This is a genomic window from Nonlabens dokdonensis DSW-6, from assembly GCF_000332115.1.
Lineage (GTDB): Bacteria > Bacteroidota > Bacteroidia > Flavobacteriales > Flavobacteriaceae > Nonlabens > Nonlabens dokdonensis.
Genome location: NC_020156.1, coordinates 3,701,987 through 3,714,219, shown reverse-complemented (window position 1 = coordinate 3,714,219; position 12,233 = coordinate 3,701,987). Strand labels below are relative to the sequence as shown.

The 12,233-nt window shown below is 35.5% G+C and carries 12 protein-coding genes; 3 read left to right on the top strand and 9 right to left on the bottom strand.

What is annotated here, in order from left to right; genetic code table 11:
• Positions 1-160 precede the first annotated feature (160 nt).
• The 3 genes from DDD_RS16390 (at position 161) to DDD_RS16380 (ending at position 5,722) form a co-directional block, all read left to right on the top strand.
• A complete protein-coding gene (locus DDD_RS16390) occupies positions 161-1,705 on the top strand; it encodes an NAD(P)H-hydrate dehydratase (RefSeq protein ID WP_015364079.1) in 1,545 nt (514 codons plus the stop codon).
• 143 nt (positions 1,706-1,848) lie between these two features.
• On the top strand, positions 1,849-4,491 hold the full coding sequence (gene cphA, locus DDD_RS16385) for a cyanophycin synthetase (RefSeq protein WP_041567232.1): 2,643 nt from the start codon (positions 1,849-1,851) through the stop codon (positions 4,489-4,491).
• Positions 4,492-4,786: 295 nt separating this feature from the next.
• Positions 4,787-5,722: an isoaspartyl peptidase/L-asparaginase family protein gene (locus tag DDD_RS16380; RefSeq protein WP_015364077.1), complete on the top strand. Its 936-nt coding sequence runs from the start codon at positions 4,787-4,789 to the stop codon at positions 5,720-5,722.
• A 507-nt stretch (positions 5,723-6,229) separates the two neighbouring features.
• Here DDD_RS16380 and DDD_RS16375 read toward each other — a convergent pair.
• The 9 genes from DDD_RS16375 to DDD_RS16335 all read right to left on the bottom strand — a co-directional run bounded on the left by DDD_RS16375 (position 6,230) and on the right by DDD_RS16335 (position 12,187).
• Positions 6,230-6,754, bottom strand: coding sequence for a hypothetical protein (locus DDD_RS16375; RefSeq protein WP_041567231.1), 525 nt, complete (start codon positions 6,752-6,754; stop codon positions 6,230-6,232).
• Positions 6,755-6,843: 89 nt separating this feature from the next.
• Positions 6,844-7,197, bottom strand: coding sequence for a hypothetical protein (locus DDD_RS16370; RefSeq protein ID WP_015364075.1), 354 nt, complete (start codon positions 7,195-7,197; stop codon positions 6,844-6,846).
• A gap of 64 nt (positions 7,198-7,261) precedes the next feature.
• The gene (locus tag DDD_RS16365) at positions 7,262-7,978 is read right to left on the bottom strand and encodes an aspartyl/asparaginyl beta-hydroxylase domain-containing protein (RefSeq protein ID WP_015364074.1); all 717 of its coding nucleotides are present in this window, start codon (positions 7,976-7,978) and stop codon (positions 7,262-7,264) included.
• Between the two features lie 85 nt (positions 7,979-8,063).
• Complete coding sequence (locus DDD_RS16360) at positions 8,064-8,588, bottom strand: DUF421 domain-containing protein (RefSeq protein ID WP_015364073.1); 525 nt, start codon at positions 8,586-8,588, stop codon at positions 8,064-8,066.
• 179 nt (positions 8,589-8,767) lie between these two features.
• Positions 8,768-9,256 (bottom strand): DUF2306 domain-containing protein, encoded by a 489-nt coding sequence (locus DDD_RS16355; RefSeq protein WP_015364071.1) that lies wholly within the window; start codon positions 9,254-9,256, stop codon positions 8,768-8,770.
• A gap of 186 nt (positions 9,257-9,442) precedes the next feature.
• The gene (locus DDD_RS16350) at positions 9,443-10,195 is read right to left on the bottom strand and encodes a DJ-1/PfpI family protein (RefSeq protein WP_015364070.1); all 753 of its coding nucleotides are present in this window, start codon (positions 10,193-10,195) and stop codon (positions 9,443-9,445) included.
• 131 nt (positions 10,196-10,326) lie between these two features.
• A complete protein-coding gene (locus DDD_RS16345; protein ID WP_015364069.1) occupies positions 10,327-10,707 on the bottom strand; it encodes a hypothetical protein in 381 nt (126 codons plus the stop codon).
• A gap of 24 nt (positions 10,708-10,731) precedes the next feature.
• Positions 10,732-11,160 (bottom strand): hypothetical protein, encoded by a 429-nt coding sequence (locus DDD_RS16340; RefSeq protein ID WP_015364068.1) that lies wholly within the window; start codon positions 11,158-11,160, stop codon positions 10,732-10,734.
• Position 11,161: 1 nt separating this feature from the next.
• Positions 11,162-12,187, bottom strand: a complete 1,026-nt coding sequence (locus tag DDD_RS16335; RefSeq protein WP_015364067.1) for a serine hydrolase domain-containing protein — start codon at positions 12,185-12,187, stop codon at positions 11,162-11,164.
• Between the last annotated feature and the right edge of the window lie 46 nt (positions 12,188-12,233).

Below are 12,233 nucleotides of genomic sequence, written 5' to 3'. Positions count from 1 at the left end.
AATGGTTTCAAATCTTTTGAGTAAGCGACTAATTTGAAGTGCTCAATAGTAGATTACAGACCTATTTAAAAAGATAAGTAAAAAAGATAAGTAAAATGGTAATCAGCAAATTCAGATTTGTTTTCTATTCATTAAATTGCGAGAACATAAAATCTACGTATTGAAAATTCTAAGTGCACAACAGCTCGCTGAAGCTGATAAATCTACCATAGACAAACAACAAATATCAAGTAATGACTTAATGGAACGCGTGGCAACACTTGTTTTTGAACGCATCCATCAGCGTTTAAATGGAGCGCCAGTTCCTATTAAAATATTTTGTGGGATAGGTAATAATGGAGGCGATGGTCTTGCGATAGCGAGACATATGATTCAGCATGGTTACCAAGTAACAGTTTACGTAACTAATTGCAGTAAAAAAAGATCTCCAGATTTTCTAGTCAATTATGATCGGATAAAAGATGTGACAAACGACTGGCCTATTCTTTTGAGCTGTAAAGAGGATTTTCCAGAAATTTCTTCCCAAGATATTATTATTGATGCCATTTTTGGTACCGGTATCAACCGTGCGTTAGATGGCTGGATGGCAGATTTGATCCATTACCTCAATGAATCCAAAACTTTTAAAGTTGCAGTAGATATGCCTAGTGGATTGTACGCAAACACAGCTCACAAAAAAGAAGACGCCATTCTTAAGGCAGATCATACATTCACGTTTCAAACGCCTAAACTGTCGTTTTTTCTCCCAGAAACTGGCGATAATGTAGGGACATTTGAAGTGATCAACATAGGTTTAGATCCAGAATACATGATGCAAGTCGCACCTCTCGCTCAAGTAATTTCTAGAGAAGCTGCCCAAAATATGTATCAACCTAGAAAAAAATTCACTCACAAAGGCAATTATGGGCACGTCTTGACTTTTGCTGGAAGTAAAGGTAAAATGGGCGCTGCTGTTTTAAGTGCTGGCGCAGCCATTAACGCTGGTGCTGGCAAAGTGACCGCTTATATTCCAGAAGATGGAAACGTGATGCTACAGTCTTCTCTTCCTGAAGTGATGACCCTACAAAGTGAAGGAGAAGATCATATCACAGATTTTGAACATTCTTTAAAAGATACCGTTTTATGTATAGGGCCTGGAATAGGTACAGAGAAGGATACGTGTTCCGCTTTCGCGAAAGCGGTAATAAAACAATCTTCTCCCATAGTAATAGACGCTGACGGAATTCTAATACTTGCCCAACAACCAGAATTATTGAAGGATTTGCCAAAGGATTCTATCCTGACTCCGCACGATGGAGAGTTAAAGCAGCTCCTAGGAGAATGGAAGGATGACTACGAGCGACTAGAAAAAGCCCAAGAGTTCTCTAAAGAACACAACCTTATATTGGTATTAAAAGGAGCTCATACGATTACAGTTGCAGGGTCGAGTCAGTATGTTAATGATACCGGTAATCCAGGAATGGCCACTGCTGGAAGTGGCGATGTTTTAAGCGGTGTAATAGCTGCTTTTCTCGCTCAAGGTTATGACCCTTTGACAGCAACAGTGTTTGCTGTGTACATTCACGGAGCGAGTGGTGATCTTGCTGCACAAACTTATGCTCACGAAGGTTTAAAAGCCTCTGTGATTTCTAATTTTATAGGGGCTAGTATTTTGCAATTATTTAGAAATCCACAGCAACCACAAGAGCCACAAAGAACACAGTAATAAATCTAGAAGTAATTGCATAAATTATGTCTACAGTTTAATCAAAAACAATATATTTAAGAATTATTGAATCGATTAGGATGCATCATTTTCAAATCAATATGACAACCTAATTTTCTATCAACTTATAAAAAAACCAATCAATGAAAATACGCGAAATTAATGCCATGAGAGGACCTAATTACTGGTCTGTGAGACGTCATAAGTTGATAGTTATGGTTTTGGATTTAGAAAAGATGGAAGAATTTCCTACTAACAAGGTCCCTGGTTTTCCTGAGCGTTTAAAAGCGATGTTTCCTACCATGTATTCCCACCGCTGTTCTGAAGGTTGTGAAGGTGGTTTTTTCATGCGTGTGGATGATGGAACATGGATGGGACATGTAATCGAACATATAGCTCTTGAAATACAGACCATTGCTGGAATGGATACTGGTTTTGGAAGAACTCGTGGTTATGGTGAAGAAGGTGTTTATAATGTTGTGTTTTCCTATATGGAAGAAAACGTAGGACGCTATGCTGCAAAAGCTGCGGTAAGAATTTGTGAAGCATTAATAGCTGCCGAAGATTATGATATTAACGACGATATTCAGGAAATGCGCGAGTTGCGTGAAAGTTCTCGATTAGGACCTAGTACTGGTTCTATAGTAGAAGAAGCACAATCGAGAGGTATTCCATGGATACGATTGAATAAATATTCCTTAGTACAATTGGGTTATGGAGCAAATCAAAAACGTATTCAAGCTACTGTAACTAGTGAAACGAGTAGCATAGGTGTAGAATTAGCCTGCGATAAAGAAGATACAAAGTTCTTATTAGAACAAGCCGAGGTAGAAGTGCCTCGTGGCGATATCATTAGACGTGAAAGAAGTCTTGAAGAAGCTTGTAATTACGTAGGTTATCCATTAGTGATCAAGCCTATAGATGGAAATCACGGTCGCGGAATTACTGTAGATATCAATAATTATGATGAAGCACTAGTTGCTTTTCATCATGCCAAGGATAGTTCTAAAAGTGGCGCTATCATAGTAGAAAAATTCATTAAGGGAGCTGATTATAGATTGTTAGTCATTAACAACAAGTTAGTCGCAGGAGCGATTAGAACTCCAGCTCACGTTATAGGTGATGGAAAATCTACAGTACAAGAATTAATTGATAAAGTAAATAGTGATCCACGTCGTGGTTTTGGACATGAAAATGTATTGACTAAAATTACTACAAATGAGTTGACACAAACCATTATTAAGGATGCTGGTTACACACTTGATTCTGTTATCGCTCAAGGCGAAAGATTAATTCTCAAAGACACCGCAAACCTAAGCACTGGAGGAACTGCTGAAGATATTACTGATATAATCCATCCAGCAAATGTGAGTATGGCAGAGCGTATTTCAAAAATAATCGATCTTGACATTTGCGGAATTGATATCATGACTACAGATATCTCACAACCACTTTCAGAAACTGGTGGAGCCGTGCTAGAGGTAAACGCAGGACCTGGATTCAGAATGCATTTAGCGCCTACAACTGGTTTACCTAGAAATGTAGCTGCTCCGGTTATTGATAAATTATTTCCTATTAAGGGAGAAACTGGCCGTATTCCTATAATCGCTATTACTGGAACAAACGGTAAAACTACTACCTCTCGACTCATTGCTCATATTGCAAAAATGAACGGTTACAGAGTTGGTTATACAACAAGCGATGGTGTTTACATTCAAAACAGGTTATTAATGACTGGTGATTGTACTGGTCCTGCAAGTGCCGAATTTGTTTTAAAAGACCCTACCGTAAATATGGCCGTTTTAGAATCGGCGCGAGGAGGATTACTACGAGCTGGTCTAGGTTTTAAAAAATGTGATGTGGGAATCGTAACAAACGTCGCTGCAGATCATTTAGGACTTAAAGGAATTCATACGGTTGATCAACTAGCTAAGGTTAAAGGAGTTATTCCAGAAACGGTTTTACCAGATGGTTATGCTGTTCTTAATGCAGACGATGATCTTGTTTACGACATGCGTCGTTCAGTAGAATGTAATGTTGCCTTATTCTCAATGGATGAAAACAATCCAAGAATTAAAGCGCTGCAACGATTGAATGGTATTACAGCCGTTTATGAAGAAGGGTTTGTAACTATATGTAGAGGAGAATGGAAGATGCGATTAATGAAAGCTGAGCACATACCACTTACTTACGGTGGAAAAGCCAAGTTCATGATTCAAAATGTTCTAGCTGCGATTCTTGCCGCGCATGTGCAAGGAATAAGCAACGAAGATATCAAAGCAGCTTTAGAAACTTTTGTGCCATCAGCATCACAAACTCCTGGAAGATTGAACATGTTTAAGTTTTCTAATTTCTCGATCTTATTAGATTATGCACACAACGCTGCAGGAATGAGAGGACTTAAAAACTTTACTGATGAACTAGATGCTACAATTAAAGTAGGAATCATTGCTGGAATAGGTGATAGGCGAGTAGAGGATAATAATGAAATGGGAAGTATTGCCGCAGAGATGTTTGATGAAATCATCATCAGACAGGATAAACGACTAAGAGGTAAAACCGAAGAAGAGCTTATCAAAATGCTAAATGATGGGATCAAAAGCAAAGATCCTAATAAAAAAACCACCATTATTCCGTCAGAAAAAGAAGCAATTAAATTTGCTGTAAAAAATGCTAAAGAAGGCTCACTTATCATTCTTTGTAGCGACGTCGTTCCAGATGCGTTGGATTTAGTTAAAGAACTAAAAGAAATGGATAACCGCGGTGAGTTGCATTTGTTGGATTAAATGAATGGTCAATTTGGTATTGCGACCGTGCTATAATTTTATAATGTGACTGTATAAAACCAAAAAGTAAAAGCTCCTTTCCTAAGAATAGGAAAGGTGGACAAATTGGAGTTTACGGAAATTTGCTCGGAAAGGTTGAAAAATGCCTGTTGTGTTCAAGAAATTATTTTTGAATAAGACTTCATAAATGGAATGCAGATAGTTTGATACTAAGAATATGTATTAAATTAAAGTAATCAACATAAAATAAGTGTCAACTTCTAAAGTTTTCAATAAAAATTTTTGAAATTAAGTAATGAACAATAAATTTTCAATAGCCATACACGGTGGCGCAGGAACTCTGGTAAAAGGAATGATGACTCCAGAGCTAGAAGCAAAGTACAGAGTTGATCTACAAGCTGCAATAGATGCTGGATATAGCGTTTTAGAAAAAGGCAAATCTGCGGTAGAAGCTGTTGAGGTAGCGGTAAAAGTTTTGGAAGATTCTCCATTATTCAATGCTGGTAAAGGAGCTGTGTTTACAGCAAATGAAACACATGAGATGGATGCTTGTATCATGGATGGTAACACCTTGAATGCTGGCGCGGTATCTTTAATTACTGGAATAAAAAATCCCATAAGTCTTGCTCGAGATGTGATGGAAAAGAGTGAGCATGTTTTTCTAGCTGGTGAAGGAGCTCATGAATTTGCTAAAGATTTGAATTATAATTTTGAAGATCCATCTTATTTCTACGATGATTTTAGGCATAAACAGTGGTTAGAAATAAAAGATACGGACAGCTTTCAACTAGATCATTCCACAAAAAAAGATTCTAAATTTGGTACTGTAGGAGCGGTGGCTTGCGATCAAAATGGAAATATAGCGGCTGCAACATCTACAGGAGGAATGACTAATAAAAAATGGGGTCGAGTAGGAGATAGTCCTATGGTAGGCGCTGGAAATTATGCTAATAATAAAACCTGTGCGATAAGTTGTACGGGAAGTGGTGAGTTTTTTATAAGAGGTGTAGTAGCCTATGATGTGGCTTGTTTAATGGAACATAAAAATATGTCCTTAGAAGCAGCGGCAAGCGAAGTTATACATAAACGTATTCTTGAAATAGGAGGTGACGGTGGCCTAATTGCTGTTGATACCAATGGAAATATTTCAATGCCATTTAATACTGAAGGAATGTATAGAGCGACTAAATCTTCGGATTCTAAAGCGGTGGTCTCTATTTACAAAGACTAAACGTAATGTAGAGTTCTTCAAAATAACTGAAAGCACTTTTTGAAAATAAAAAGTGCTGTAAGAATAAGTGAGATTAAAATAATGGTTGGTTAGTAAATTCTATGAGAAATGATTAGAATGAAATCAATTACTTTAATGGCCTAAAGTCCAAACTAAAAAATCAGGCTACAAATCCGTACAGCACATAATATCTTATTTACTACCATGTAAATTTAAAACGGTATCTCATACTTTACAATAGGTAAGAATACCCAATTTTGAGTTGTCCCATGAAGTTCATATCAACATGAGGATTTTTAGTAAAATAATATCAACTATTTAAAATACAGATAATTAAACACGTGTGAAGCTAATATTTACAATAAATTAGAATCGGCTTGTAGTCCATTTCAACGCCCTTTTGAAACGGGCATAAGAATAACATCCATTTATTACTAAACAGAGCTATTTTCAACTTTTTTAAATAATAAAGAAGTGGAGAGAAGTAATTTTTACTTGCTTAAAAACCTATTTGAGCTGTTTTTTAAAGTCATCTATTTCTAGAATATAGGCATCTGTCCCTAGAATAATAAAATCGACTTGCATGGTAAAAAGCACATCTTTTTTAGACGTGTCTTTAAAAATCCACAGGCCTTCATAACCTGGTTGGCCAAATTTAAAAAATGCTCTAGGCTTATAAAGCAAATCGACAAATTCAATTTTTTTCCAATTGATATCTTGCTTTGTTGCTTCATCAACAATGGATTGATGATCTTCTTTTAAAAGCTCTGCATAACGAGTTCTTGTAACAGATTTGATATTATCCTTATGCTTCTGTGACATACGCAAAGCAGGTTCATCGGCTGCCTTTCTTAATAGGCTCAATGAAACGAGATGCTTTTTAAAAAGGGTTAAGGTAAAGGATTCGCGCTTGCTTATTTCTTTAGTCATCTCTTCCACTTCAGCAGTCATTGCTTCTACAGTTTCATTTTGAGCATGAACCAAATGGGTGAATAATAGAATGAAGACGAAGGGTAGGAATTTTTTAAGCATGAGCAAAAATAGGATTTTGAGATGAATCTGAGAATTTTTTGAAAAACAAGAATGACTTGCATATACAACCTATTAAATTAAAGTTGATTTTACATCATCGGTCCATCAAAATGCCGTGGATATTGCTTACTCCAGTCCTTACGCTTGTTGTAAATAATCCATTTTAACTCAGTTAGTTCTTTATGTTCATTTTCAAGAGTATTTATAACTCTAGACATTTCTTTCATCTGTTTAACGGTGATATGTTCGTTATAGACAAGTTGAGTGCCTAGCCTTTCGATAGCTTGAATCCGTTGGTGGGTAATAGCATTTTGAAAGGCTTTCCAGTCTGCCGCTATAGTTTTTAGGTTTCTTTTTTTCCTTTGTGAAAGATAGTAAAAAAAGATAACTACAATTCCAATTGTGATTACAAGTGTAGCTACTATAATTCCTGCATTATTCATATAGAAACTGTGTTGTAAGTATTCTAGATTAAAAAATTTAATTCAAATATCCCATTCTATATCATTATTTGCTAGAAGTGACTTGTTTTTTACTTAATTCTTTAATCATTTGTATTGCCGCTGGAGTGTTTTGATTTTTCAATTCTTCAATCATTCTTTGAATAGTTTCTGGTGACGCTTCTTTTTCTGGTAGAGGATCAAAACTATCTTTAGGCGCTAATGAAAAAAATAATTGGTCAGACCATTCATTTCTACCAGCATCTATAACTAGATGAATTCTGTCTTGATCTCCAGAATTCTTGACAGAATGAACATAATTCACATTTGTATACCAGCATTCTCCTGGCAGCATGATTAATCTATCACCGTCCAGTATAAATTCTACATCTGGATTTGTTGTTATAGGAATATGCAAACGGAAATTCCCATCTTCATAACCCAACTCATGATCTCGATGTGGTTTAATTTCTGCGCCTGCTCCTAATCTTAAAATGCGAGCCGTTAGAATAGGACACTTAAAAGAATCTATTACCGATTTCAAATAAGAACACTGCTTTAAAACTTCAGTTGTTGTTATAGATGCATCAGCGTCTTGTAAGGCAAAAATATTAGTGGCATCACCACCTTTTGCAAATAACGAGATCACATTCCATTCTCCACTATAGTTATTAGTATTAAAATGAGGAACCCATTTCTCGTTGAGAACACGATCTAGATCTTGTTCCAGTTTTTCTTTATCAAATTTAAAAGGAAGTTGTAAGTGTTTTGTTCTGTTTTGCATAACGAGATGATCTCAAATTGATGGGTTAATCGCTTGTTTTTGAACAGACAAGTTAACATAATTCCATTGAAAATAGCCCGATAAATTATGGTTCTCTTCTTACACCTTCTAATAAATCTTTGTGCAATGAAGTATCGCCATCTGTTTTGTGAAGGACTGAGATTGCTCCTGTAGATTCTAAAACTACCGCTTCTACTTGGTTAAAGTCTAACACGTTTGCTTCTCTTAATTTGGCGATTAACTGTGTTTTCTCAATTCTACCGTGTTTTAAGTTTTTCTCAAGTATTTGATCCTTGTCCATTAACAATAGCGGTTTATTAGATATTGCCGTACTCAATGCAGGGAATTTTCTCTGAAGGTAAGAGAATAAGTATGTCAAGAACAACAGACTTGCAATTGCAACGCTTCCATGTACGATAGTGGTAGAAGATGTGAGCGTAGAAGATATAATACTTCCTATAGCAACAGTAAATGCAAAATCGTAAGCCGTAAACTTAGCAAACGATCTCAACCCTACTATCCTTGTTAAAATGATAATAACGATAAAAACCAAGAGACTTCCTAAAAGAGTTTCCCATATTGGGTCTTTCATATCATAAATCCATTCCATAGCTACTTTTTTTACTAGTCATTGTTAATTATTCAATCCGTTTTCCTGACTGATCGTTGAACAAAGATAAGTGAATGATATTGTTAAGCTTTTTCTTAGGTGGTAAAATTCCGCTTTCGCGAAAGCGGGATTCAAATAATTTCTTAGATAAAACAGAGCGAGTTGTTTTTAATTTTTTGCTAACCAAATCGCTGCTCCCAAATCCTTTTTCTTTTCTTAAAAAAATAACTTCCTACAAAACCTACTATACCTGCTGAAATCCCTACTAATGCATAAAATATTCCGTAAGAATTTTTTATTTCTAGAATGGTGGGTAATCTTGTAAAAACCTCGGCAGCAAATGCACAGTACAAGCCGATAACCGACCAATACATCCATGCCAGATGAGTCAAAACAGGTTTTTTATAAAGTCTAGAATACAGCGGTAGCATTTCTAATAGCAAGGTAATGGTACTGATAATTGCAAATACGTGCAAAACCCCAAATGTATTGTGAACTCTGTATATCATGAATGAAGTTGCACAAACTACCAGCATGGAAACCCCATAAACTCTACCGATGAATTTATGAGTTTCAGTTCCTTTTGCATAGGACAGTATTAGACTTCCCGTGATAAGTGCAATTATTGCTGCGATAGTATGAAACCATCCAATTATATCTTGTGGCATTTCCTAATTTTTGATATAAATATCAAAACACTTTCTAAATAATTCAATTTTAAATCTCTGAGTTGTCAAAAATGAAATCTGAATCGTAAATTTTTACTTTTGAGTAAAAATCAAGCGAAAATATAAACTGAAAGCATTAGCTTATAGGAGATTAAAAGTTATGTAGAATCATAAATAGGAGCTAGGTTAGTTATTCCACTCTTGCAAACGATCTAAATAAAGGTAACTTTCAACAAATGCTCTGTGTTCTTTACTAGTCATAATTTCAACCAATTCTAATGAAGAAATGTAGCTTGCTAAATTACCGTTAGAAGAAAGAAATTTACCGTCTCTTACAAATGTAATAAGACTATCATTTTGTACTTTTAAGTCGGGATAATCTTTTTGTAATTGCTCGCCGCCTCCTATCCAAGTAACGATTTTAGTGCCTTGTGCTATTCCCGATTTCCCTATTAATTGAGCTCCTGCACAATTACTCACGATGTAGTCAGTTTCTTGATGTTTAGACTGAATAAAATTGATAATTTCTTCATTATGGACCTGAGCATACATATCGTATGCGCTTGGTACAAATAGCGCAGTCAAGTGGGGACAGTTTTCAAATGTATAATCAGGTAAAAATCGCATTCCTTCCTCTGTAATTACAGGTTCCATATTCTCAGCGATGGTAATCACATTAAATAAATGCTCACCATCTTCAGAAGCTTTGGCAAACACGTCTGATGCTGCAATCACTTCACTTTGTAATACTCCATCGTACATCAAAAGACCAATCGTAGGTAAGTTTGCCTCAATAGCCTTATGCTGGTAGGATTGTGAATCGTTTACTGCTTTGGTCGTAGTTTTATCAGAATATTCAACGTCTATTTTTGATTTGTTGGTATTGCAACTCCATAAGCTGACTGAGATGAATAATACTACGATTCCGAATTTTTTCATTTGTTTAAATTTATTTATATGTTGCAATATCAGTTAAGAAACTAAATTTTAATTTGATACTTCAATTTTACGTTTACTTTAAATCCTTGTAAGCACTTGAGAATATTTTCTCTAGATGGATTGGGTAACTTTTAATTGTGGTATGTGATAAGTCTTTCCCACACCATACTTAACTCTCCGTTAGAACTTCTTTTTTTAGTAGTCCAGTTATCATTTTTATCGTAGATATATTCAAAAGAGGTTTGGTGTGTTTGCTTGCCTTCTTCATCAAACCAATTTTGAACTAAAAGATTATTCTTAGAATCATATTCAGACTCAAACTTAATATAACTACCATCTGGATTAAACTTGTATTGCACATTTTCATTTCCGTCTTTATCGTAGGAATAAGTTCTTCTATCTTTAAGGCTACCATCTGGTTTATATCTGAATTGTTCAATTTTTTTATTTTCAAAATTATATTTGCAAACGTATTTCCAGCCATTTTCACTTGACGGTCTCTTAACTAGCATCTCAATATTATTTCCGTTTTCATCCTACGTGTTTGATTGAACATTACTCAGGTTGTTTTCGGTATCAAAAGTTCTTACTTCAATCATATTAGATTCAGAATCATATTTATAGATCCGGTAACTTGTCAAATCACCTGAAGCGTTTTCTATTATTGCTTTTTTTGCGTTTCCATTTTCATCTCTTTCGTAGGTAGTTTTTTCATAAAGAGAACCGTCTATTTCATATTGACCAAACTCTATTGGTCTCTCGTTCTTATCGTAGATTGTATAGGAACTAATCTTTGAGTTAAACAAGTCTTCTCGACTTTTAAGAGCTCCATTTTCTGCTCTATATAAGACTTCTTTAGTCATTTTCATAACTGATTGATTATCGTCAGAAGTCTTGCTGTCGGAAGTTTGAGAATGTGTAGTTAGTGTAAATAATACCAAAAGCGCTGTTACTATTAATTTCATTTTATTGTTCCTTTAAAATCTTAGCTATTCGGTTATTTATGATCTCAGATAGGTTCCAGTTGTAGAGGTCTGGATCTGTCGTGCTGTAAAACTGTACGATAACAGCATCAAGCTCTTCATCATAATTTGCAAAACTTTGATATCCAGGAACCCAACCAGAATGCTCATATTCATAAGGATATATGTTGCGTTCATCATTTTCAAAGATGGTTCCTTCATTTAGTGCTCTTAGAAAAGTACCTACATCTTCAGCTGTTGCGTGCATGCCGTAATCGTTTGCTTTTAAGTCATGCGGATAACCTACGTGGTAACCGCTCATTACATCATCTACATTTACCGCAGCAACCGAACTGAACGTGTTGTTGAGTTGTAGAGGCGACAATATTTCTTCTTCAATAAACTGAAAGTTCTCGTAACCCAATTCATTATCCATGATTTTATTGAGTAGTAAATAATTCGTATTACAATACTCATAATCTTCGCCAGGAGCAAAATTAGCTGGTTGATCTAGTATCAATGCAAGACTTTCTTCATAGGATCCTGTAGGCGCTTCCCAAAAACGTGGTGCATCTGTAAAATTAGGGATGCCACTTTTGTGCTGGATCAACAATCTTAAAGTAATTTGATTTGCGTTTTCAATTCTACCTTTTAATTCTGGTAAATAATCTGCTATGGTTTTATCCAGAGAAAGACGTCCATCACCTACTAATTTTGTAACGGCAACAGCATCGTAGAGTTTACTAATGCTAGCAATTTTGAATAAGGAATGAGGATTTGCTGGAATTTGTTTTTCCTTATTTTTCCAACCTGCTGCATAAGAGACCGGTTCTTTACCTTCTTGATCTACATAAACGATCATTCCATCAAAACCATGACCTATAGCTTCATCTAACTGTCCTTGAACCGTATCTGGTAATGGAAGAATCCACGCCTTAACTAATAACCACGGTACAAAATATAGCGAGACAGCAGTTCCTAAAAGTAACAGAATACGAACGATCCATTTGGCTTTTTTATTTTTAATCATGTTGCTCTTTAAATTTTGGAGTTCTGCGTACTTCGGTAGCTTTTGT